Below are 22,503 nucleotides of genomic sequence, written 5' to 3' on the forward strand. Positions count from 1 at the left end.
AGTGTGCCCGGTGGGATTCGAACCTACGACCCACAGCTTAGAAGGCTGTTGCTCTATCCAGCTGAGCTACGGGCACACAACATATATAAAATGCTTCTTAGTACAAGTGAAGTCAAGTATTTCGTGTGAATATGATGGTTGTGGTAATATCTTACAACACCTTGTCATTGCAGTTGTGTGTCACGCGCTGCTGAAATTGGATGCGAGAAGTCTATTTATTTTAGAAAATATTATATAGAAAGTTGCTTGACACTCTTCGCCAGCCCCCTTATCATGAAACTGAAGCTATTTCATTTAACTTCGCAATCTGTGCAGATTAAAACGACAAGAAAACTTGTATTTGGCGTACTATGCTTAATTTTTTGCACTATGTGTACCTTATGTCTTTATCAAATTTCTAGGTTTTTACCTATATAAGCTGAAACGCGCTTATAAAGCGTTCAAGACATCACCCAACGTCAAATTTTAAAATAGAGAGTGAATAACTAGCTACTGCGGGTTTTCTATGCCTTTTTTTTCTGCCTGGTAAATTTCTTAAATATTAAAGCTAAGGTTAGTTGCATTTAAAAGCAGCTAAATTGCAGCGTTTAAGACTTAAAAACGCCAATACTGAAAATAGACAATGGTTAGGGCTTCTTTTGCCTTTTTTTTCGTTTGGTAAATTTCTTAACGTTTGTGGCTAAAAGAGCCCAAGAGAGGTGTCATTCCAGTGCTTGACACTGGAATCTAGAAAAAAAGAAGCTGGATCCCAGTGTCAAGCACTGGAATGACACCCCACTGGTGGGAATTGCTCACAAACTACAACGTTCGTACAGTTGTGCGCGTGACACTGGAATCTAGTTCTTATTGTACATTTACTTGGTGTAGAGTTAAGTTTCCTGGATCCAAGTAGTCAGGGCACTGGGATGACAGGAGAAAGAGGCACTGGGATGACACCGAAGGGGCTACTCGGATGACACCCTTGTGGATGGAAATCAGTGTCAGCTACTTGCATGACATCATTCTTTTTTCTGGATTCCAGTGCTCCTTTTTTTGTCATCCGAGTAGCTGACACTGGGATCTATTTTGCATGTAACTCCAATTGTGTTTTGGCATAAAACGCGACGCGTATTAGACTTATTTGCAAGCAAAGCTTGCTAGATCGCAGATATCAACTATGTTTTTTTAAAAATTTTTTATTTGTAGTTTTGCAACTTCATATGGGCAATAAAAACCCATTTGTTATAGAAACAGAATTTTGTATCAAACAGCCACCACAGCAATTTCTGCTTAAGTTAATGAATATGCGCTTTTAATGTGTGTGGACGCGCATATTCATTAACCAATTTCAGTTATTGCTATGTAAATTTTTAAATATGCAAATTAACTGCTTCTTTAAGCCTTGCATTAGCAATCACTATTATTTTACGCATTAGAGCTGTTATAGCCACCATCTTTTTCTTACCACTTTCAATAAGCTTAGAATAAAAGGCACCAAGTGCAGATTTGGACCTTGCAGCAGCCATGGCAGCTGTAAAAAGCTTTGAACGAACGTTACTTCTTCCACCTATAATCCTTCGGTAGCCAATAGCTTTACCACTTTCCTTAGGATGAGGCGCAACACCTGCAAGGCTTGCAATTTGCCTTTTATTTAAAGAACCAAGTTCCGGTATGAGACACAATAAACATTGAGAGGTTTTTCTACCTATTCCAGGGACTGTTTCAAGAATTTTTTGGCATCGTTGCAATTCAGGATTTTCATTGACTATTTTTTGTATAGCTTGATCAAGCTTTTCTACCTGGTTGTTGAGGAATTCAATAGCTTGTTGACAACTTTCCTTAATGTAATCATTTCCAGGAGTTTTTAGCCTATTCTTCTCTTGAACAAGCATTTTCGTAATATCGTCACGACGCTGACAAAGTGCAAACAAGGTGGTTTGTTCTTTTGAGATAGGTGTAAATAGCTGCAGATGTCCACAACGCTCAGAACCATATTGGGCAAGCGCTTTTGCATCAAGACTGTCGGTCTTTGCCAAAGTTCCATGAGATAGAATGAAGTTTTTAACTTGACGAGTATTAGCACGATGCACAGCAATGTTTCTATCAATAAGAAAATACAATAAGCCAAGCTCATAACCTCCTGTAGCTTCTAAAATTACCATGGAGTTGGGCAAGATATTTGAAAATTTTTGGTAGAATTGTTTCCAACCAACACAACTATTGTCAAATTTGATGACACCTTTTTGTTCATTAACTGCAGTAACAAATTCAAGTTTTCCGATATCAATGCCAATAAAATTTTGATAAGATGTAACCATAAAGAACCTCGAGAGTTTAAGTTAAAATTTAAGATTGTAAACGGGTGCATATATATGTCCCAAACAACTATTCAAACGTCTCGAAGGATAGGCTTGAGTACCTTGATATCTACGTATGTTATAATACTACCGTCTTACGGTCGCTCAAGCCTGGCGATAACCACATTTTTATAGAGTTATCTTCCTTCTTGCTTCTTTTTATATCACATTTCCAACTTACAATTTCCTTGTTGCTAAACTCAGTAAACTTGTATGGTCTTCCAGTAAAGAATAATCCAAAGATGTCTTTATCTCCATGCTTATCCAGAGGTACAGGAAAGTTATCTTTTATATACCCTAAAAGGATGAGAGAGATAGCAACATTTACTTGTTCTTCTGGTTCCATAGCGATTTCTTGATATTTAATCAATAGAGGCGGACAAATAGATGATATCTTGCTATGAATTTCCTTAACTGACTCATTAAACAACGCCGGAATCCACCTAATTATAATTTCTCCTCTTTTGTTTTGTAATACTTGTGGTATTAGCGCTGACTTTTCCATCAGCATATGTGCAAACTGTGAAATCATATGCATGAAGCGAAGTTCAGGATTAAGCCTGTGAAGTAACGAATTAGGAATGTCGTTTAAAAATCGCGCTATATCTTTCAATACATTTCTACTTAGCATAAATACATTAGTTGTACCATTGCTCACTTGAGTAAGGTAATGCTGATCATCAATGAATAGTTGAAATGTTTGCCAATTCTCAATATTTCCCCATCTTTTAATAAATAGCTCCTCTTCTGATAGTTCCTTCTTAGAAGCTGGATAGTACACTAACTTTCCTGCAGGATACTTTTGCCAGTGCTTATAAGCTACCTGTAAAATATTATGGAAGTTTTTTTCAAAAAAAAGTGGATTATCTGTTAAAATACTACTGATACAATCAAAAAGGTTAGGAATAGTTGATAAATCAATATCATTTAAAATTGCTTGGTTATGTATTCTAATTTTAGAACATGCCTTAAATATATCATCTATCTTTAAAATGTTTTGAGCATTTTCTAATTTTCCATTCCCAAAATCATCGATAAGTGCTGACAAATTACAATTATGAATATTAAAAATCATGAAGGGGTTTTTATCAATTTCTGCAGCAATAAGATAAATTACAGCAGCAATGTGTTTACAAGGCATAGCCCAATCAGGACAGTTGCAATTTGCATTCATCTCTTCCCAATTTGAAGGAAACAATTTAATCCCAAGATCATTAAGCTTATCAAACAAGCTGGTTGGTAATTGCCTATTTATTAATTTAGATAGTATAGAAGGTGAAGTTTCAATTATTTGGCGAATAGTATGTTGTTCTGATGAACTTAATTCATTAAGTATAATTTCGACTTTATATGGGTGAGCACGAATTTTATATGCTGAGCTATGAACTTTAGCTGTAACTATGTGACCATTAATTTTAATACCAAAAGCTCGACCAGTATTAGCACAAGTTCTGCCACGTGGAAGACGGTTGTAAGTTGGAAATGTGATATAAAAAGAAGCAAGAAGGAAGATAACTCTATAAAAATGTGGTTATCGCCAGGCTTGAGCGACCGTAAGACGGTAGTATTATAACATACGTAGATATCAAGGTACTCAAGCCTATCCTTCGAGACGTTTGAATAGTTGTTTGGGACATATATATGCACCCGTTTACAATCTTAAATTTTAACTTAAACTCTCGAGGTTCTTTATGGTTACATCTTATCAAAATTTTATTGGCATTGATATCGGAAAACTTGAATTTGTTACTGCAGTTAATGAACAAAAAGGTGTCATCAAATTTGACAATAGTTGTGTTGGTTGGAAACAATTCTACCAAAAATTTTCAAATATCTTGCCCAACTCCATGGTAATTTTAGAAGCTACAGGAGGTTATGAGCTTGGCTTATTGTATTTTCTTATTGATAGAAACATTGCTGTGCATCGTGCTAATACTCGTCAAGTTAAAAACTTCATTCTATCTCATGGAACTTTGGCAAAGACCGACAGTCTTGATGCAAAAGCGCTTGCCCAATATGGTTCTGAGCGTTGTGGACATCTGCAGCTATTTACACCTATCTCAAAAGAACAAACCACCTTGTTTGCACTTTGTCAGCGTCGTGACGATATTACGAAAATGCTTGTTCAAGAGAAGAATAGGCTAAAAACTCCTGGAAATGATTACATTAAGGAAAGTTGTCAACAAGCTATTGAATTCCTCAACAACCAGGTAGAAAAGCTTGATCAAGCTATACAAAAAATAGTCAATGAAAATCCTGAATTGCAACGATGCCAAAAAATTCTTGAAACAGTCCCTGGAATAGGTAGAAAAACCTCTCAATGTTTATTGTGTCTCATACCGGAACTTGGTTCTTTAAATAAAAGGCAAATTGCAAGCCTTGCAGGTGTTGCGCCTCATCCTAAGGAAAGTGGTAAAGCTATTGGCTACCGAAGGATTATAGGTGGAAGAAGTAACGTTCGTTCAAAGCTTTTTACAGCTGCCATGGCTGCTGCAAGGTCCAAATCTGCACTTGGTGCCTTTTATTCTAAGCTTATTGAAAGTGGTAAGAAAAAGATGGTGGCTATAACAGCTCTAATGCGTAAAATAATAGTGATTGCTAATGCAAGGCTTAAAGAAGCAGTTAATTTGCATATTTAAAAATTTACATAGCAATAACTGAAATTGGTTAATGAATATGCGCGTCCACACACATTAAAAGCGCATATTCATTAACTTAAGCAGAAATTGCTGTGGTGGCTGTTTGATACAAAATTCTGTTTCTATAACAAATGGGTTTTTATTGCCCATATGAAGTTGCAAAACTACAAATAAAAAATTTTTAAAAAAACATAGTTGATACCAACTTTCAACTATAACATTTTCACTTAATTTTGACAACTCCCCTATCCATTGCAATAGCAACATTTAACGTGAACTTGATCGTCTTTCTTCTATATTAGGCTGCACAGTGACGTTTTCTAAACTCATAGAAGCTTGTCTCTCTTGTGCATCAAGAGTGAACTCTCCTAACGATTCCCTGATCTGTGGTACTTGCAACATAGTATAAACCCCTATTCCAACCATACCTATTAAACACCTAGACATTGAAAACTCTTCATCATTATCATTTCTGATTCCAGATGTATAGACTAGGTAGGATGAACCTGCAAGTAGGGCACAATGAGCCACATTACGACTTAAATCTCTTACCATTCGACGAATTATTTCTCTTTGTCCGTCTTCCAAAATTTGTCGTGCTTGCTCTAGGCCATGCGTTAGAGCTCTACGAAGTTCATCTTGACCATAGTGAATATTTTGTACTTGTCCCAATTCCTCTGATGTTTTTCCTCCAACGTTTCTAATAGCATTTTCTAGTTCTTTTAATGTTCTATTATTTACTCTCACTCTTTCACTTATTCTTGGATTATTACCTTGACCATACGCGTCAAGTTAAGAAGCAAGGGTAAGAAAATTCAATGAACTTAAGGTGGATACTCTAGTTTTTCTATATCTATCTTTCACAGAAAATTGTGACCAGTCTGTGGTAAGTTTTTTCAGGAAAATTCTCAAATTATTAATTTTACTGCTTAACGCTAAAAACAACTCCCTAATCCTTCTTTTTAATTCAATGAATGCCTTTGTTAAACTCAGCTCTGTATTCTCTTTCAGTTTTATACAACCAACTATTCCATGAAATATAAGAATTGCGCACAATTTAGCGTATAGTTCACATAATACTCTGTATGGTTTTCCTTTAAGTTCGTCAAGCCTGATGTGACTCTTATACAATTTAAATAATAATTCAATCTGCCATCTTACCCTGTAAACTGTTAATACTTGTTCAGCGCTGATTTTACTCTCTGGAACGTTAGTTATGAATATCGACCAATCCAGCAATTTTTGATTCTTTTGAGAAGATGTATATCCATGTGATTTTGCTAACTTATTAGCCCTTCTTCTAATTATAGACTGTTCTTCAGTTAATTTTTGACATATAATTCTCACTTTAATTTTTACTTCTTTTCCTAATAGCACTTCCATCTCTAGAAGGGATTGACCTTCTAAACATTCCAACAACTCTATTTTTTGATTTGTTTCTATATCATATATATTGGTATCAGACTTATAACGACTAACAAAATATGCACCTGCTTCATCAATCTGTTTAAAAGAACTAGGCACAAAGTAGCACAAATCAAATATTAGCAAATCATTGGCTGATAAACCGTTCAGATAATCCCTATAACCTTGATCCGACCTTATTCCTTCTATTAAATTTAACTTATCTAGCGCTTGGTTCAGGTAATCAAAGACTAACTGCAGCTTTATTCCTGATTTGGTATTACTCTCACAATCTCTATAGCTACTCCCATATCCTTTGTACATATCTTCCATGCTACTGGGCAGGCTAATATAATCCAAACCCTGTTTTGTAATTTCTATCGAGTCTTCATTTAGCAATTGGCACATTGTTTCTATGCTGCAATCACCAACTCCTATGTTACCAAAAACCATAGCTTTTATGAATGATGAGCCATTAAGTTTTCTCTTTCTTTTTATAAAACCTACTGCAATTGATATTTCGTCTGCTTTTTCATTAAAGAATTCATTGAGGTCTTTTGATAAGCAAGCTATTCTGTCCATTGTAAGTTCTCTCATTCACATATCCAAGAAGAACTTATACCTTATTCTTTTCCTTCACTCTATCAATTTTACTTACACTTTTCCTTAACTTGACGCGTATGATTACCTTGACTGTCAGCAATAATCACACAATCTAAAACTGTAAACTGTTGATTATTAATAACAACGATCTCATTAATGTGATCTTTTAACTCATTGATAATCTCCAGTGCTACTTTACCACTAGCTTCACTATCAGCTTCCGTAGGAATCAACAAAATTTTTTCAACTAGTTCTTTTTGTAATTTTTTTATATCCATGTTATTTCCTTTAGTTATAAATCTCTTAACATGTGGTATTACATTTTCACTTAATTTTGTCAAATATTCATTGAAATCACAATCCTTCGCTTTGGCTTCACACCTGCTACTTTTAACTCAGCCTTGATTCGTTGTCTTAAGTCCAATAGATCTTTTATCTGTACTTCTCCATACCTAACCACATGGTCACCGTATGCAATTGAGACAACCCTTTCCCCGCTCTGTAGCTTCTTGATCGCTTCTTCTACTTGTGCTAAGTATTCTTCACTGTACATTTTTCTCGCTTAACCATTGACTTTTTCTCACTCTTTTTAGCTTTTTCCCCCTGCTAAACTCTCCCATTTACTTTCTGGCCAACGATCAATCCCCAGTGCTATCGATGCTGCTCTTGCGCAAACTTTGCAATCTAATACTTCATTTCGGTCTCTTATCTTTTGCCACTCTTGTTTGGTATATCCTTTTAACGCGAATTCTGGATTAAGGAAGGAAGAAAGTATAGGAAATAGAAGGCTTTTTGGATTTGATGGAATAGGAAATGAGAGTAGAAAAGATATGAACCAAAAAATTAACAGGGGATCTATGGCGAGTGTGTTCAATTTCTAGTCTATTTTTTAGGTAACCAAAAACAGTCTCAATGATAGACCTTTTTCTCAGTAAAATCTTCTCATTTAGCGAAATTAATGCATTTTTCATACCTTTTTTCACCTTGGTAACAAGTTTCAAACCTCGGTCAAACAGCTTCTGAAAAAGCTCTTTTGCAATATAACCTTTGTCACCAAACAAAAGGCCGGTTAATTTTTCCGTCAGATTTGGCACAGGTATCAACATTGCCTTTTGTTAGCGTAAGTGCATGAATTTCACCATTTTCATTGATTACCATATGTAATTTGAAACCAAAAAACCAGCCGTAAGTACTCTTGCTTAATTTTGCAATTCCAGCAAAAACTTTGTTTTTGGATATTCTTTTTGCATGACAAACTGCAATGGGAGTTGTGTCTATATATGAAATTCCAGTGTTTTCTGACTGTCCACAAAGCCAATGCAACAACATTGCTAAATGCCACAAAAACCTAGGCTTTAGAGCAACAAACCTGGTATATGAAGGCAACTTTGGAAACTCTGATTTGTAGAGCAACGTTAGGTAATGTAGATAGAAAGTTTTGAAATTTTTACACGGAGATTGTTGATATAGCAGGATTATTGTCATGATTTCGGAGTGCTCAATTTCCGTTGTTCTTGTGGGTTTTTTACCATTTGGCAGTAGTTTACCTGCAAAATTTTTCTCTATATCTCTGCAAAAATCATCGACCAAACAAAACAGTTTTGTTATATCTTCCATGGGTAACCTCATCTATTTTTTTATAACTGCTGAGTTTACCCTGTTTTCTGCCTTTTCTATTCTCCTTTAATCCAGAATTCGCGTGTAGTAGCTAGCATTCAAATTCTCCCTTGTCTATTTGACGTCTTTTACTGTCTTAAACGCTTTATAAGCGCGTTTCGGCTTGTATAGGTAGAAACCTAAAAGTTTTATAAAGACATGAGGTACACATAGTGCAAAAAATTAAGCATGATTTACGCCAAATACATTAAGTTTTTTTGTCATTAATCCACTGCAGAGATTGCGAAGATAAATAAATAGCTTCAGTTTCATGATAAGGGGGCTGGCGAAGCATACGCGTCAAGTTAAGGAAAAGTGTAAGTAAAATTGATAGAGTGAAGGAAAAGAATAAGGTATAAGTTCTCTTGGATATGTGAATGAGAGAACTTACAATGGACAGAATAGCTTGCTTATCAAAAGACCTCAATGAATTCTTTAATGAAAAAGCAGACGAAATATCAATTGCAGTAGGTTTTATAAAAAGAAAGAGAAAACTTAATGGCTCATCATTCATAAAAGCTATGGTTTTTGGTAACATAGGAGTTGGTGATTGCAGCATAGAAACAATGTGCCAATTGCTAAATGAAGACTCGATAGAAATTACAAAACAGGGTTTGGATTATATTAGCCTGCCCAGTAGCATGGAAGATATGTACAAAGGATATGGGAGTAGCTATAGAGATTGTGAGAGTAATACCAAATCAGGAATAAAGCTGCAGTTAGTCTTTGATTACCTGAACCAAGCGCTAGATAAGTTAAATTTAATAGAAGGAATAAGGTCGGATCAAGGTTATAGGGATTATCTGAACGGTTTATCAGCCAATGATTTGCTAATATTTGATTTGTGCTACTTTGTGCCTAGTTCTTTTAAACAGATTGATGAAGCAGGTGCATATTTTGTTAGTCGTTATAAGTCTGATACCAATATATATGATATAGAAACAAATCAAAAAATAGAGTTGTTGGAATGTTTAGAAGGTCAATCCCTTCTAGAGATGGAAGTGCTATTAGGAAAAGAAGTAAAAATTAAAGTGAGAATTATATGTCAAAAATTAACTGAAGAACAGTCTATAATTAGAAGAAGAAGGGCTAATAAGTTAGCAAAATCACATGGATATACATCTTCTCAAAAGAATCAAAAATTGCTGGATTGGTCGATATTCATAACTAACGTTCCAGAGAGTAAAATCAGCGCTGAACAAGTATTAACAGTTTACAGGGTAAGATGGCAGATTGAATTATTATTTAAATTGTATAAGAGTCACATCAGGCTTGACGAACTTAAAGGAAAACCATACAGAGTATTATGTGAACTATACGCTAAATTGTGCGCAATTCTTATATTTCATGGAATAGTTGGTTGTATAAAACTGAAAGAGAATACAGAGCTGAGTTTAACAAAGGCATTCATTGAATTAAAAAGAAGGATTAGGGAGTTGTTTTTAGCGTTAAGCAGTAAAATTAATAATTTGAGAATTTTCCTGAAAAAACTTACCACAGACTGGTCACAATTTTCTGTGAAAGATAGATATAGAAAAACTAGAGTATCCACCTTAAGTTCATTGAATTTTCTTACCCTTGCTTCTTAACTTGACGCGTATGGCTGGCGAAGGGTGTCAAGCAAGTTTTTTCTTTTCTCCGGGCTACTTGAATAACGGCTACAATGTTTGTACAATTGTGCGCCGTGCGCTGGAATCCGTTTTAGCCTTTATCTATATCTCAGTTCCACCAACAGTTATTGCGTCGACTTTGAGTGTCGGCTGACCAACTCCAACCGGCACATTTTGTCCATCTTTCGAGCATGTGCCAACACCAGGATCTAACTTTAAGTCATTGCCGACCATAGATACTTTTTTCAACACTGTTGGACCGTCACCAATTAGTGTTGCTCCTTTGACTGGCTGTGTAATTTTGCCATTTTCTATTAGGTAAGCTTCCGAAGATGAAAAAACAAATTTTCCTGACGTTATATCAACCTGTCCACCACCGAAATTTACTGCATATAGACCTTTCTTTACGCTAGATATTATTTCCTCCGGTGTATGTTTTCCAGGCAGCATATAGGTGTTTGTCATGCGCGGCATAATAACTTCTTTATAACTTTCTCTTCTACCATTACCAGTTGGATTTACACCCATGAGTTTAGCGTTCATATGATCCTGCATGTATCCTTTGAGGATCCCATTCTCTATCAATATATTATAACTGGGTGGAGTGCCTTCATCGTCTACGCTGATAGAGCCACGCAAATTAGGCAGAGTTCCGTCATCAACTACTGTGATGTCACTAGCTGCTACTTGTTTACCCACAGAATTTGAAAATGCTGAGACCCCTTTGCGATTAAAATCGCCCTCAAGTCCATGACCCACAGCTTCGTGTAACAATATTCCTGGCCAGCCTGAACCTAAAACGACTGTCATTTCTCCAGCTGGAGTTGGAATTGCTTCAAGATTTACCAGTGCTTGTTCTAACGCTTGGTTTGCAACTTCTTTCCACTTTTTCTCAGAAATAAACTTACTATAAGAGTCCCTTCCACCATGCCCTGCAGAACCTCTTTCGGTACGGCCATCTTTTTCTACAATAACTAGCACATTAAAACGTACCAGAGGCCTGATATCGCTTAATCTGTGATCACCCTTTATTATTTGTACAACTTGCCATTCTCCACTTAGAGTTATTTTTACTTGCTTCACGCAGTTATTTTTGGACCTTACATACTCATTAACCTCATTGAGTAGCTTAATCTTTGAATTCAGATCCATTTCATTTATAGGGTTAATCCTCGAATATAGGCTTTTTGTCTCTTCGTTTAAATTTATTGAATTTGTCTTGTTTAAAGACACTGAGCTTTTTACCATAGAAGCAGCATTACTAATTTCTTTTTCGCTGATCTCAGAAGAACAAACGAAAGATGTACTATCCTCACAAAAAGACCTTAAACCAAATCCCCTTCTAGTATTCAAGTCCATGTGTTTTAATATGTTATCCTCAAAAAGCAGGGACTCCGACTGGCAAAATTCTAGAAACAGCTCACCACCATCGCTATTGCTCAAAGCGTTATTGACTATTTTATATACGTTATTAATATTAACATTGTTTTGAGCGAAAAATATTTGATCTAGATTTGGCATTACCTTTGAACTAAAAATTGTTTAAGTATATTATTTAACTTTAACATAGTAAACTATAAAAAGCCCGGGTGGCGGAATTGGTAGACGCGCTAGCTTCAGGTGCTAGTAACTTTTTAAGTTGTGGAAGTTCAAGTCTTCTCTCGGGCACTCTTAGCTTCCATATTGCTTGTTGAATTAATTAATGCTATAACATAATGTATTAGGTAATATTTATGCTATGTACAGTGAAAAAGATAAGTTAGCCTACAGAAAGAAGGTACGAACTTACTCGAAACGCTTAGTTACTACACTATCTACTATCTCTTTTATTGGATACATAGCGGCATTGGTCTTAAATATTCCTGTCTTAAGTCTGTATTTTAGTATTGCCGGCACTATATTCAGTGCACTTTCGTTTGCTTTAAATATATGGTCACTAAATGATCATTTCCTACAGAAGCAACTTGGTGTAGCAGGACAAAAAAAACTAACAAAGATCTGTCTTGATATTACATCTAACGTTTCGTTTTTAATAGGAGGAATTGCATCTATATTGCCTCTCGAATCTTCTATCATTCCTTTTGTTTCTACTGCCTTTTTTATTCTAGGCTGTGCCTTTATGGCAACTAATATCGTTCGGACTATGATTAGTGAATCACAGGCAGAAAAATCTACTGATGACCACTCCCGAGCTGCAGGAGCAGCTTAAGTATTAACTTATACAGGAATATTAGCTATATCATTCCACTGAAGGAAGCCATTCAAAAGAGTTCAACGTAATTAGCATTAAAAAAGTATAAGAGAATTTAAAGCTTAGTGGTAAATAGGGGACTGAGTATCCTCATTTCAACATCAATTACTTGAATAGTTGCTCAAGCTATCAAAATAAAAATTTTTATTCAGTAATTTGTGTATAAAGAGTATTATTTTACTAGTAGTGAAATAAATCAGAATGAAGTCTATTTTATTAACGAGGCCTTTATTGGACTCATTCAATACAAGAAATATATTGAGAAAGTATGGATACAAAGTTTTTATAGAACCAGTATTCACAATAAAGTACTTAAATCCTGATATATCTGCGTACGAATTTGATGTTGTGATATCTACAAGTAAAAACAGTGTAAAGGCTTTTAGTCAAATATGCAAAGAGGATGACTTTCCGATTATTACAGTTGGTAATTCAACCATGCAGGCTGCAAAAAATTTGGGATTTTCTGATATAATCTCAGCAGACAGCAACGTTGATGGTCTGATATCATTCATAAAAGCTCATTATTCAAACGCAATAAAGTTCTTGTATATAAGGGGACAAGAAGTATCATGTGACCTAAAAAAGAGATTATCTGAGGAAGATTTTAACGTAAGAGAAGTTGTACTCTATAAAACAATTATTAAAAGGAGTCTAACTAATAGGTGTAAAAATTTGCTGTTGGATGGTAAAATTGATAGTGTTGCTTTTTTTTCCTCACAGACAGCAAGGGTATTTTGTTCATTAGTTCTAAAAAGTGGGCTATCTCATGTGATGAATAATACAGTTGCATATACCATGAGTAAAAACATTGCTGATAGTTTAAAGTTAATCAAATGGAAAAAAATTATAACATCGAGGTTGCCTACAGGGGAGAGTTTAATTGATATAATTAATAAGGATTGTTGATGCTAAAGATTGCAACTTGGAATGTAAACTCCATACGTAAAAGAGTTAACCAACTTTGTAGTTTTATAGTTGACAGTCAGATAGATATAATTTTGCTGCAAGAGATAAAATGTACGGAAGAGCAATTTCCTTATGCGGAGATAGAAAAGTTAGGATATGAATATGCTATCTATGGAAAAGTTGCAAGAAATGGCGTTTGTGTTTTATCTAAATATCCGATACTGGAGAAGTTTAAAATTGACATTGTGGAAAGTCATCAAGAAGCACGTTATATAGAGTGCGTGATAAAGTATACCAATAGTAAGATAAGGGTAGGAAGTGTATACGTGCCAAACGGTCAAAGCCCGGACTCTCACGCATTTGAATATAAACTCAAGTTTTTTGATAACCTATATGAAAGGATGAGCACTTTGTTGAAGAATGAAGAGTTAACTATTATAGCTGGCGATTATAATGTTGCACTGGATGAAATTGATGTTTTTGATTCAAATTTATTGAATGGCCAAGTGTGCTTTCATATAAAAGAACGTGAGAAGTTAAGAGCAATCTTGAATCTTGGGTTTAAAGACGCGTTTAGAGTATCTTACCCAGATTTGCAACAATTCACTTGGTGGCATTATCAAGGCAATTCACTCAGAAATAATCAAGGAATGCGAATAGATTATATGCTATTATCGCCACAAGCTGTAGATAAATTGGAAACATGTTACACAGATGATAGATTGCGTAAGCTAGAAAATCCATCTGATCATACTCCTGTTGTATGCGTTATAGAATAATAGTAGATCTCTTACACAACTCACTTTTTGGCAAACTTAGGTAGTCTTACTTGGTTGCTGCACTGTGGTTTTTTGCTGATCTAAAGTAACTTGTTTAAGTACAGTAGACTGCTTACTTTCTTCGTTTTCCCTGTTGTTTCTCTGGGAAATTTGCTCAGGGACAGGTTGTTGTTCACTCTTTTCATTTTCCTGGGAAACTTTCTCAGAAACAGAAATAAGTTGCTCACTTCCTTTAGCTTTCTTGACTGAGGTTCCTAAAATTTTATTGATACCATCGCTAATTTCATTATCCCATTCTTTTCTTTCCTTTTCATCTCGTGGGTCATATAAAGTACCTTTTTTATTATTTGAAAAAAGAACTTCAACTCCTCTCTTTACGGCAAATATTGTGCCGAAAGCAGTAAGAGCTACTCCGAGTGTAGTAGGACCAAAAATTAACATTGGAATAGTGGAAAGAAGGACAGGAAAAAAGATCTTGCTTAAGAACGTTGTTGCCATCTCTTCATCACTGAGCGGTGGCTCATCCTCCTCTTTTTTATCTTTACTTAAGAATGGTATTTTTTCTTTCATCCCATTCATAAAAGAGCTAAAAAAGTTTTTAGGATTTACCTTTATTCCAAACAGCCACCCGGGAAGCTTTATGAATGAATCTTTAGCTTCTGTACCCCGTATATCAGCTACACACTTAGCTACTACTTTTTCTATTTTACCATTCTTTAAATTCTCTTCATTAGCTAAATTTTCTTCTCTAATTTTTTCAAATATGGAAAGTAAAAGCTGACAAAAGTTTTCTTCACTTAGTAACTTTATATCTTCTTGATTAATATTATTGAATATACCTTCATGATTTTTTGATATAAAAGTAAAAATTTTCTTTTCATTTCTATTCTGTAATCGCTTTAATTGTTTGTTTAATGACTCCAGATCACGATGTAATTTTTGTTTTTCTTTATCTGAAAGTTCTTCTTTCAATTTCTGTTTCTTCTTTTCTCTTTCCTGTTTCGTTTGCTTTTCTAGATTTTCTGGATTTTTTAAAGTATCTAGGAAAGCACGATAGATTGCCTGATATTCCTCTTTTTCAAAAATTTTCTCATCTTTGTTAGTTACCTGATTTGAAGGTTCCAAATTCTTTGTTTGTGGAGTTAATATTTTTGTCATAACTGAGTTACTCACATTTACTATACTTCAATTGTAGCATATTTTTCATATTAATTCAAATAATCTATACTCTTAGAATCCACGATGTTTAAGTCATAATTAAGAGCCCAGTTGTCGCCAACTTTTATTTCTACTTCAAGTGGTATAGAAATTTCTACTACACCTTCCATTATATTTTTCACAAGTTTTGCTGTTTCTCGCACTCTGCTCTCTTCCACTTCAACAAGCAATTCGTCATGAACCTGGAGGATTATTTTACCTACTTTCAATTGGTCAAAAAGCTGAATTGTCGCACGTTTTATTATATCAGCGGCGGTGCCTTGCAGTGGTGCGTTTATTGCTGCCCTTTCTGCAAATTGTCTTATATAAGGAATTGTATTGTTTATGTCTCTTACAAAGCATCTCCTGCCAAACAAAGTTTCTACATAACCTTGCAATCTTGCGATAGACACTGCTTTTTTCATATAGGCCTTTATTTCTGGGTAACAGTAAAAATAGTAATTAATGTATTCAGCAGCTTCCGCAATGGTAATTCCAAGCCGCTTTGCAAGACCAAATGGGCTAATGCCATATATAATTCCAAAATTGATGGATTTTGCTTTGCGTCTTAATTGCTCATCTATTTCTTGCACTCCAAAAACTTGCCTAGCGGTGATCTCATGAATATCTTGTCCGTTTGCAAAAGCTTCTTTAAATGCTGCAACGTCTGCAACGTGTGCCAGGAGTCTCAATTCTATTTGCGAATAGTCAGCAGAAATTATCTTATGCCCTTTTGGCGCAATAAATGCTTGTCTGATAAGATTTCCCTCTTCGCTTCTGATAGGAATGTTCTGTAAATTAGGATTGCTGGAGCTCAGCCTTCCAGTTGCAGTTGCAGTCGTTGAAAAGCTTGTGTGTATTCTACCATCAAGTGGATCAACTTGCTTTATTAATGCATCAGTGTAGGTGCCTTTTAATTTACTTAAATGTCGCCAATTTAAGATTTTACTTGCGATTTCTACCCCTTCTTCTTCGAGTGCCTCTAGAACTTCATAATTGGTGCTATACGATCCAGATTTTTTTGACTTTTTCTTTTTATTAAGCCCCATTTTGTTGAACAAAACATCACTTAATTGTTTTGGCGAAGCAATATTAAATCTTTCTCCTGCCAAATTATATATCTCATCTTCAAGCACGGCAATTACCTGCTGAAATTTATCGGACAGCTCCTGTAATTTTTGTATGTTCAGTAATATCCCATTTTTCTCCATATCAAATATTACTTTCATAAGTGGCTTATCGAAGCGCTCGTAAATTGTGAACAATTTTTCCTGAAATAACCTTTGCTTTAGCTTTTCATGAATTGCTATTAAAGTTTTTGCCGAGAAAATTTCTGCATTTTCACTCAAATTATGCGCAACTATGTTTGGAATACTGTGATCATGCTTTCCTGTATCCAAGCTATACGACATTATCATCAAATCATCAACTGAATCTAACATCTTCTCTACTGCAGGGAAGATTTTCCTGATCTCTTTAATGTTATGTATTATTTTAAGCACCCCATTTGAGAGCAAAGTTGAGTTAATTATAATGAGTGCATCTTGTATGCTGTCTTGCTCTATATAAAAAATATTACTTTCGCTATAAGATAGACTTAATACATTGTTTTCAAGGTGGCAATGAATTGCAATTTTGCCTTCATATCTACAATGCTCCAAAAATTTCTCTAACTCTTCACTACTATACTCTATTTTTTCTTCTGTGCTGGATCCATTGTAAGAAAAAAGCTTTTCCATTTTACCTATTAAGGAATTGAATTCATACTTCTTTAAAAAGGATAATAGTTTCTCCATATTTGGAGAATGGACTTCATATTTTGCAATATCATGTTGAAGGTCTACTTTTTCGCATAGTGATAAAAGTTCTCTTGAAATCAATGCTTTTTCCTTATGTTCGGTAAGAATATTACGAATCCTCGTTTGCTCGATGTTATCAATGTTCTCTATAATATTATTCAATGAATCAAATTCATCTAATAATTTAGTGGCAGTTTTTGGGCCTATTCCTGGAACTCCTGGAATGTTATCGGATGCATCACCAGTTAGAGAAAATAAATCAAGAAGCTTGTGTGAGTTTACACCAAATTTTTCTACTATTTGTTTTTCATCTATATATATATTTTTAATGGGGTCGAATATTAAAATATTGTGGTTCAAGAGTTGAAACAAATCTTTATCTGATGAAACGACTACCACTTTAAAGTCTTGGTGGTTGGCGTATTTTGCAGCTAGTGTTGCGATTATGTCATCTGCTTCATAACCTTCAATTTCTTCATAGCTGAGGTTAAAAGCTTCTACCGCTTCCCTCAGTATGGTGAACTGTGGAGTTAGATCCTCAGGAGGCGTTACTCTATTCGCTTTGTACTCAGGATATAAATTGTGCCTAAAATTCTTTTTCCCTGCATCAAGTGCTATAGTTAAGTAGTCCGAATGGGCAATGTACTTAAGAACCATATTCAGAAAGCCATATACACCACCTATTGGCATTCCTGTTGTGGTAATTAAGTGAGGTAGTACATAGTAAGCTCTGAAAAGAAAACCATAGCCATCGATGATTGTGAAAGTTTTTTCTTTCATTGTAGATATTTATGCGTGCTTTTGATGGTCCACTATTTAGCTGAGAAAATCAAGTTTTTGTTTTTCTGCTTTTGAGCGTTGTAAGAGATTTTACCGAAAATAGCATTCATGATGGGGATGTACACATATGTAATATCAAAACCTAGTAGAAGAAATTCATATTTTACCCAATCGAAGCGGGGAAATGTATTTCTCACCCGAATTCTGGATTAGAGATTAAAAAAACAAGAATATCAATAGCTTATTGTTTTAGCATTTACGATAAAGCAGTAAGTATTTCAAGATTAGTTACTAATTTAGTAAAATTCAAGAATTTCAATAGTTTAGCTATTTTAAATGAAATCAAATCTGTGTCAAGTAGGTAATAAATCGCTATTTTTAAATTTGATCAAATTTAATTAAAAAAGTCAAGACTTTCAATGATTTACCTAAAATCTAATCCAGAATTCGGGTTAATAGTGAGAATTGGTATTAGCATAGATCCCGCTAACACGTAGCGGGATGACGAGCTTATCGTCATGCCACCGCGAACCGTCATACCGCGAATGAATCGCGGTATCTCTTAGCCGCTAACAAGCAGCGGCATGACGGTTGTCAGGCCAGCGCCCCTATGATGTCATTCAAGTAGCTGACACTGGTTCCTTTATGACGGCAGTGCCCCTATGGTGTCATTTCAGTGCCCTGACTACTTGGATCCAGGAAAAAGAATGGTGTCATCCCAGTAGCTGACACTGGTTCCTTTATGATGGTGTCATCCCAGTGCCCAGACACTGGGATCCAGGAATTTTGATTGGACACTGGGTTGGTAAGCATAAAAGTGTTATGTTAAAACACAACGTTCTTGATGGAATCATATGGAAAACTAGATCCCAGTGTCTGGGCACTGGGATGACAAAGGAGAGCAGTGTCAAGCACTGGAATGACACCCTTTACGGGCTCTTAAATTACAACTATAAATGTTTAAGAAATTTACCAAATAAAAAAAAGGCAAAAAAAGCCCTGGGGTTATTATCCGCTTTAAAATATTGGCGTTTTTTATGTTTTAAACGCTTGACAAGCAAGATTAAGCTGCTTTTAAATGCAACTAACCTTAGCTTTAATATTTAAGAAATTTACCAGGCAGAAAAAAAAGGCATAGAAAACCCGCAGTAGCTAGTTATTCACTCTCTATTTTAAAATTTGACGTTGGGTGATGTCTTGAACGCTTTATAGGCGCGTTTCAGCTTATATAGGTAAAAACCTAGAAATTTGATAAAGACATAAGGTACACATAGTGCAAAAAATTAAGCATAGTACGCCAAATACAAGTTTTCTTGTCGTTTTAATCTGCACAGATTGCGAAGTTAAATGAAATAGCTTCACTGTCATGATAAGGGAGCTGGCGAAGGGTGTCAAGGAAGTTTTTTCGTTTCTATTCCCAATAAAAGTTCATTATATGGTTATGCAAGAAGTCTACTGATGGCTTTCAAAGCAGTTGAGCTTAATTATTAGAGTAGTAATGTTTATTTTTATATTGACTATTGAGGTTTATTATTTTATAACTAAAAACTTAGTTATTTTAATGAGCTTGAGTTTATAACATATGCCTACGATAAATCAATTAATACGTAAGGGTAGATTAGGATTGACCCATAAGAAAAAGGTACCAGCTTTGGGAGAAAGCAACCCTCAAAGGAGAGGTGTTTGCACTAAGGTGTATACTACAACTCCTAGGAAGCCTAACTCAGCACTCCGTAAAGTAGCCAGAGTAAAAATTAGTGGGTATGGTGAAGTGACAGCTTATATACCTGGTGAAGGTCATAATTTACAAGAGCACTCTGTTGTTTTGATACGTGGTGGGCGGGTTAAAGACTTGCCAGGTGTGCGTTATCACATAATAAGAGGTGCCCTTGATCTCCGTGGTGTGCAAAATCGAAAGAAAGCTCGTTCAAAATATGGTGTAAAGAAATCTGGTTAAAGTTTATGGCTCGTCGGAATAAAGCAAAAAAAAGAGAAATAAGTCCTGATTCGCGTTACGGCAGTGTTTTGCTGATGCGTTTCATTAATACAATCATGAAATCTGGTAAAAAATCTACTGCAGAAAAGATTATCTATGACGCTTTGTCTTTAGCTGAAAAGAAAATAGGCGAAGGTGGGTTATCAATTTTTGAAACAGCAGTAGGAAATGTTACTCCTTCTATAGAAGTGCGTTCTCGACGCATTGGTGGTGCAACTTATCAAGTGCCTGTTGAAGTTCGACAAGATAGAGCGGTTTCTTTAGCGTTAAGGTGGATTGCTAAAGCAACTTCTGCTGCTCGAAAAAAGAGTGGAAAAACCACTGTTGATTGTTTGCAATCTGAAATACTGGATGCTTATAATAAACGCGGTGGTGCGTTTAAGATGTGCGAAGAAAAATATAAAATGGCTGAAGCTAATAAGGCATTTTCTCATCTTCGTTTTTAATGTTAGCTAATTAATTGTGATATGGAAATTGGGATATCTAAATACAGAAATATAGGGATAATGGCTCACATAGATGCTGGTAAGACTACCACAACAGAGCGTATTTTATTTTATACTGGTAAGCAAAATAGAATTGGTGAAGTGCACGATGGTGCAGCTTCTATGGATTGGATGGAGCAGGAAAAAGAGCGTGGTATTACAATCACATCTGCTGCAACAACATGTTTTTGGAATGGTCATAGGGTCAATATAATAGACACTCCTGGTCACGTTGATTTCACTATTGAAGTTGAGAGATCTTTAAGGGTTTTGGATGGTGCAGTTGCTGTATTTGATGGAGTTGCTGGAGTTGAACCTCAATCTGAGACAGTTTGGCGTCAAGCTGATAAATATAGCGTTCCTCGTATCTGCTTTGTTAATAAGATGGATAGAATAGGGGCAAATTTTTATCGATGTGTTGATATGATAAAGACGAAGCTTGGTGCAGCACCTTTAGTTGTTTATTTACCAATAGGGAGTGAGAAAGATTTCAAAGGTATAATTGACCTTATTTCTATGAAAGCCATTATATGGCAAGAAGAAACGTTGGGCGCTAAATTTTCTTATGAAGATATTCCTTCTGATTTGCTTGATAAGGCTCAAGAATATCGAAATCTTTTATTAGATGCTGCAGCTGAGATGGATGATGAAGCGATGAATACTTACTTTGAGTCTAATGATTTGCCAGTGGATTTACTGAAAAAATGCGTGAGAAATGGGACCATTAAAGGAAAATTTGTTCCTGTATTATGTGGATCAGCTTTTAAAAACAAAGGCGTACAACCACTTTTAGATGGTGTGGTTGACTTTTTACCTTCTCCTATTGATGTTGATGTAATTGTTGGAATTGATCCTAAAGATTTAGAAAAGAAAATTGAGGTCAAACCTTCAGAAAAAGAGAAATTTGTTGCTCTTGCATTTAAAGTGATGACGGATAAATTTGTAGGCAGCTTGACGTTTATCCGTATTTATTCTGGTAAATTAAAGTCTAAATCTACCGTTTCAAATGCGTTAAAAAACGAAACTGAAGGGATTGGCAGAATGTTACTTATGCATGCAAACAACCGAGAAGATATAACTGAGGCTAGGGCTGGAGATATAGTTGCTTTAGTTGGGCTAAAGAAAACAACCACCGGAGATACTTTATGTTCTGTTGATTTTCCTATATTATTGGAGCGTATGGAATTTCCTGAGCCTGTTATTGAAATTGCTGTGGAACCTAAAACCACTTCAGATCAGGAAAAATTAGGTATTGCTCTAAATAGGTTGGTTGCAGAAGATCCTTCTTTGAGAATGTCAGTAAATGCGGAAAGCGGCCAGACTATATTGAAAGGCATGGGTGAGCTCCATCTTGAGATTATTGTTGATAGAATGAAGCGCGAGTTTAACGTTGAGGCTAACGTCGGTGCTCCTCAGGTTGCATATCGTGAAACGATCACTAAATCTGTTGAAATTGATTACACTCATAAAAAACAATCTGGTGGAGCTGGTCAGTTTGCTAAGGTTAAAATAAAATTTGAACCTCTTGAGCCTGGTTCTGGGTTTCAATTTGAAAGTAAAATTGTAGGTGGTGCTATTCCAAAAGAGTATATTCCTGGGGTAGAAAATGGCTTGGAGTTGATAAAAGAAGGTGGTATAATTTCGGGATTTCCGTTGATTGATTTTAAGGCTACCCTTCTTGATGGTGCTTTTCATGAGGTTGATTCTAGTCCTTTAGCTTTTGAACTTGCTGCTAAAGGTGCTTTTAAAGAGATGGCAAATAAAGCTGGTCCAAAAATGCTGGAGCCTATAATGAAAGTTGAAATCATTACTCCTGAAGAATATATGGGTGATGTTATGGGTGATATAAATAGTAGAAGAGGAAATGTTGCTGATATGCTCGATTTAGGTAATAATAGTAAAATAATTACTGCTTCGGTACCTCTTGCAAATACGTTTGGTTATATCAACGTTTTGCGTTCTATGTCTCAGGGAAGGGCGCAGTATAGTATGCATTTTTCTTGTTATGAGCAAGTGCCACAATATGTGGTTGATGAGTTAAAGTTAAAGTATAATTAAG

General features: G+C 35.4%; 21 protein-coding genes, 2 tRNA genes and 2 pseudogenes. 11 read left to right on the forward strand and 14 right to left on the reverse strand.

What is annotated here, in order from left to right; genetic code table 11:
• Positions 1-2 precede the first annotated feature (2 nt).
• Positions 3-76: transfer RNA gene (locus tag OPR57_RS02430), tRNA-Arg, on the reverse strand.
• 690 nt (positions 77-766) lie between these two features.
• Between OPR57_RS02430 and OPR57_RS02435 the strand changes: the two genes are divergently transcribed.
• The gene (locus OPR57_RS02435) at positions 767-892 is read left to right on the forward strand and encodes a hypothetical protein (protein WP_265037125.1); all 126 of its coding nucleotides are present in this window, start codon (positions 767-769) and stop codon (positions 890-892) included.
• Here OPR57_RS02435 and OPR57_RS02440 read toward each other — a convergent pair whose 3' ends face one another.
• The 3 genes from OPR57_RS02440 to OPR57_RS02450 all read right to left on the reverse strand — a co-directional run bounded on the left by OPR57_RS02440 (position 893) and on the right by OPR57_RS02450 (position 3,567).
• The gene (locus OPR57_RS02440) at positions 893-1,039 is read right to left on the reverse strand and encodes a hypothetical protein (RefSeq protein WP_265037127.1); all 147 of its coding nucleotides are present in this window, start codon (positions 1,037-1,039) and stop codon (positions 893-895) included.
• A 310-nt stretch (positions 1,040-1,349) separates the two neighbouring features.
• Positions 1,350-2,297, reverse strand: a complete 948-nt coding sequence (locus OPR57_RS02445) for an IS110 family transposase (RefSeq protein ID WP_265035888.1) — start codon at positions 2,295-2,297, stop codon at positions 1,350-1,352.
• A gap of 118 nt (positions 2,298-2,415) precedes the next feature.
• Positions 2,416-3,567 carry an SWIM zinc finger family protein gene (locus OPR57_RS02450; RefSeq protein ID WP_265037129.1) on the reverse strand — a complete coding sequence of 384 codons (1,152 nt, stop codon included), beginning with the start codon at positions 3,565-3,567 and terminating at the stop codon, positions 2,416-2,418.
• A 460-nt stretch (positions 3,568-4,027) separates the two neighbouring features.
• Between OPR57_RS02450 and OPR57_RS02455 the strand changes: the two genes are divergently transcribed.
• Positions 4,028-4,975, forward strand: a complete 948-nt coding sequence (locus tag OPR57_RS02455) for an IS110 family transposase (protein WP_265035888.1) — start codon at positions 4,028-4,030, stop codon at positions 4,973-4,975.
• A gap of 267 nt (positions 4,976-5,242) precedes the next feature.
• On the opposite strand, the gene OPR57_RS02460 is transcribed toward OPR57_RS02455, so the two are convergent.
• The 6 genes and pseudogenes from OPR57_RS02460 to OPR57_RS02485 all read right to left on the reverse strand — a co-directional run bounded on the left by OPR57_RS02460 (position 5,243) and on the right by OPR57_RS02485 (position 8,599).
• Entirely contained in the window at positions 5,243-5,722 is a 480-nt protein-coding gene (locus OPR57_RS02460) for a hypothetical protein (protein WP_265037131.1), read from the reverse strand.
• 45 nt (positions 5,723-5,767) lie between these two features.
• The gene (locus OPR57_RS02465; protein WP_406831635.1) at positions 5,768-6,961 is read right to left on the reverse strand and encodes an IS4 family transposase; all 1,194 of its coding nucleotides are present in this window, start codon (positions 6,959-6,961) and stop codon (positions 5,768-5,770) included.
• Positions 6,962-7,029: 68 nt separating this feature from the next.
• Positions 7,030-7,323 (reverse strand): hypothetical protein, encoded by a 294-nt coding sequence (locus tag OPR57_RS02470; RefSeq protein ID WP_265037133.1) that lies wholly within the window; start codon positions 7,321-7,323, stop codon positions 7,030-7,032.
• Positions 7,320-7,535, reverse strand: coding sequence for a gpW family protein (locus OPR57_RS02475; protein WP_265037134.1), 216 nt, complete (start codon positions 7,533-7,535; stop codon positions 7,320-7,322). The genes OPR57_RS02470 and OPR57_RS02475 overlap by 4 nt, the downstream gene beginning before the upstream one ends.
• Positions 7,525-7,724, reverse strand: a pseudogene (locus OPR57_RS07775) (terminase gpA endonuclease subunit); the annotation flags it as partial. The pseudogene OPR57_RS07775 and the gene OPR57_RS02475, both read right to left, overlap by 11 nt.
• Before the next feature lie 13 nt (positions 7,725-7,737).
• Positions 7,738-8,599 (reverse strand): annotated as a pseudogene (locus tag OPR57_RS02485) (IS982 family transposase).
• 431 nt (positions 8,600-9,030) lie between these two features.
• Between OPR57_RS02485 and OPR57_RS02490 the strand changes: the two are divergent.
• Positions 9,031-10,227: an IS4 family transposase gene (locus OPR57_RS02490; protein ID WP_406831627.1), complete on the forward strand. Its 1,197-nt coding sequence runs from the start codon at positions 9,031-9,033 to the stop codon at positions 10,225-10,227.
• 123 nt (positions 10,228-10,350) lie between these two features.
• Here the strand turns inward: OPR57_RS02490 and tldD are convergent, their stop codons facing one another.
• Positions 10,351-11,769: a metalloprotease TldD gene (tldD, locus tag OPR57_RS02495; RefSeq protein ID WP_265037136.1), complete on the reverse strand. Its 1,419-nt coding sequence runs from the start codon at positions 11,767-11,769 to the stop codon at positions 10,351-10,353.
• Positions 11,770-11,831: 62 nt separating this feature from the next.
• On the opposite strand from tldD, the gene OPR57_RS02500 reads away from it, so the two are divergent.
• The 4 genes from OPR57_RS02500 (at position 11,832) to OPR57_RS02515 (ending at position 14,187) form a co-directional block, all read left to right on the forward strand.
• Positions 11,832-11,916: transfer RNA gene (locus OPR57_RS02500), tRNA-Leu, on the forward strand.
• Positions 11,917-11,986: 70 nt separating this feature from the next.
• Positions 11,987-12,457 (forward strand): hypothetical protein, encoded by a 471-nt coding sequence (locus OPR57_RS02505; protein WP_265037137.1) that lies wholly within the window; start codon positions 11,987-11,989, stop codon positions 12,455-12,457.
• A gap of 243 nt (positions 12,458-12,700) precedes the next feature.
• Positions 12,701-13,408, forward strand: coding sequence for a uroporphyrinogen-III synthase (locus tag OPR57_RS02510; protein ID WP_265037139.1), 708 nt, complete (start codon positions 12,701-12,703; stop codon positions 13,406-13,408).
• Positions 13,408-14,187, forward strand: a complete 780-nt coding sequence (locus tag OPR57_RS02515; RefSeq protein ID WP_265037140.1) for an exodeoxyribonuclease III — start codon at positions 13,408-13,410, stop codon at positions 14,185-14,187. Before OPR57_RS02510 ends, OPR57_RS02515 begins: the two co-directional genes overlap by 1 nt.
• Positions 14,188-14,223: 36 nt before the next feature.
• Here the strand turns inward: OPR57_RS02515 and OPR57_RS02520 are convergent, their stop codons facing one another.
• The 3 genes from OPR57_RS02520 to OPR57_RS02530 all read right to left on the reverse strand — a co-directional run bounded on the left by OPR57_RS02520 (position 14,224) and on the right by OPR57_RS02530 (position 18,776).
• On the reverse strand, positions 14,224-15,345 hold the full coding sequence (locus tag OPR57_RS02520; protein WP_406831639.1) for a hypothetical protein: 1,122 nt from the start codon (positions 15,343-15,345) through the stop codon (positions 14,224-14,226).
• Between the two features lie 50 nt (positions 15,346-15,395).
• A complete protein-coding gene (gene polA / locus OPR57_RS02525) occupies positions 15,396-17,963 on the reverse strand; it encodes a DNA polymerase I (RefSeq protein ID WP_265037145.1) in 2,568 nt (855 codons plus the stop codon).
• Between the two features lie 660 nt (positions 17,964-18,623).
• On the reverse strand, positions 18,624-18,776 hold the full coding sequence (locus OPR57_RS02530) for a hypothetical protein (protein WP_265037147.1): 153 nt from the start codon (positions 18,774-18,776) through the stop codon (positions 18,624-18,626).
• Between the two features lie 9 nt (positions 18,777-18,785).
• Here OPR57_RS02530 and OPR57_RS02535 point away from each other — a divergent pair, with 9 nt between their 5' ends.
• The 4 genes from OPR57_RS02535 to fusA all read left to right on the forward strand — a co-directional run bounded on the left by OPR57_RS02535 (position 18,786) and on the right by fusA (position 22,502).
• Positions 18,786-19,070, forward strand: a complete 285-nt coding sequence (locus tag OPR57_RS02535) for a hypothetical protein (protein WP_265037149.1) — start codon at positions 18,786-18,788, stop codon at positions 19,068-19,070.
• Positions 19,071-19,545: 475 nt separating this feature from the next.
• Positions 19,546-19,920 carry a 30S ribosomal protein S12 gene (gene rpsL, locus OPR57_RS02540; RefSeq protein ID WP_006279787.1) on the forward strand — a complete coding sequence of 125 codons (375 nt, stop codon included), beginning with the start codon at positions 19,546-19,548 and terminating at the stop codon, positions 19,918-19,920.
• Between the two features lie 5 nt (positions 19,921-19,925).
• On the forward strand, positions 19,926-20,405 hold the full coding sequence (gene rpsG / locus OPR57_RS02545) for a 30S ribosomal protein S7 (protein WP_265037151.1): 480 nt from the start codon (positions 19,926-19,928) through the stop codon (positions 20,403-20,405).
• Between the two features lie 21 nt (positions 20,406-20,426).
• Positions 20,427-22,502, forward strand: coding sequence for an elongation factor G (gene fusA / locus OPR57_RS02550; RefSeq protein WP_265037153.1), 2,076 nt, complete (start codon positions 20,427-20,429; stop codon positions 22,500-22,502).
• Position 22,503: the final 1 nt, after the last annotated feature.

The sequence above is a fragment of the Wolbachia endosymbiont (group A) of Anomoia purmunda genome, from assembly GCF_947251545.1.
Taxonomy (GTDB): domain Bacteria; phylum Pseudomonadota; class Alphaproteobacteria; order Rickettsiales; family Anaplasmataceae; genus Wolbachia.

Excerpts from the sequence above, each read along its gene's own strand:
- OPR57_RS02435 (WP_265037125.1), top strand. The coding sequence starts at position 767 with ATGACACCCCACTGGTGGGAATTGCTCACAAACTACAACGTTCGTACA.
- OPR57_RS02440 (WP_265037127.1), bottom strand. The coding sequence starts at position 1,039 with ATGACAAAAAAAGGAGCACTGGAATCCAGAAAAAAGAATGATGTCATG.
- OPR57_RS02445 (WP_265035888.1), bottom strand. The coding sequence starts at position 2,297 with ATGGTTACATCTTATCAAAATTTTATTGGCATTGATATCGGAAAACTT.
- OPR57_RS02455 (WP_265035888.1), top strand. The coding sequence starts at position 4,028 with ATGGTTACATCTTATCAAAATTTTATTGGCATTGATATCGGAAAACTT.
- OPR57_RS02465 (WP_406831635.1), bottom strand. The coding sequence starts at position 6,961 with ATGGACAGAATAGCTTGCTTATCAAAAGACCTCAATGAATTCTTTAAT.
- OPR57_RS02475 (WP_265037134.1), bottom strand. The coding sequence starts at position 7,535 with ATGTACAGTGAAGAATACTTAGCACAAGTAGAAGAAGCGATCAAGAAG.
- OPR57_RS02490 (WP_406831627.1), top strand. The coding sequence starts at position 9,031 with ATGGACAGAATAGCTTGCTTATCAAAAGACCTCAATGAATTCTTTAAT.
- tldD (WP_265037136.1), bottom strand. The coding sequence starts at position 11,769 with ATGCCAAATCTAGATCAAATATTTTTCGCTCAAAACAATGTTAATATT.
- OPR57_RS02505 (WP_265037137.1), top strand. The coding sequence starts at position 11,987 with ATGTACAGTGAAAAAGATAAGTTAGCCTACAGAAAGAAGGTACGAACT.
- OPR57_RS02510 (WP_265037139.1), top strand. The coding sequence starts at position 12,701 with ATGAAGTCTATTTTATTAACGAGGCCTTTATTGGACTCATTCAATACA.
- OPR57_RS02515 (WP_265037140.1), top strand. The coding sequence starts at position 13,408 with ATGCTAAAGATTGCAACTTGGAATGTAAACTCCATACGTAAAAGAGTT.
- OPR57_RS02520 (WP_406831639.1), bottom strand. The coding sequence starts at position 15,345 with ATGACAAAAATATTAACTCCACAAACAAAGAATTTGGAACCTTCAAAT.
- polA (WP_265037145.1), bottom strand. The coding sequence starts at position 17,963 with ATGAAAGAAAAAACTTTCACAATCATCGATGGCTATGGTTTTCTTTTC.
- OPR57_RS02530 (WP_265037147.1), bottom strand. The coding sequence starts at position 18,776 with ATGCTTACCAACCCAGTGTCCAATCAAAATTCCTGGATCCCAGTGTCT.
- OPR57_RS02535 (WP_265037149.1), top strand. The coding sequence starts at position 18,786 with ATGTTAAAACACAACGTTCTTGATGGAATCATATGGAAAACTAGATCC.
- rpsL (WP_006279787.1), top strand. The coding sequence starts at position 19,546 with ATGCCTACGATAAATCAATTAATACGTAAGGGTAGATTAGGATTGACC.
- rpsG (WP_265037151.1), top strand. The coding sequence starts at position 19,926 with ATGGCTCGTCGGAATAAAGCAAAAAAAAGAGAAATAAGTCCTGATTCG.
- fusA (WP_265037153.1), top strand. The coding sequence starts at position 20,427 with ATGGAAATTGGGATATCTAAATACAGAAATATAGGGATAATGGCTCAC.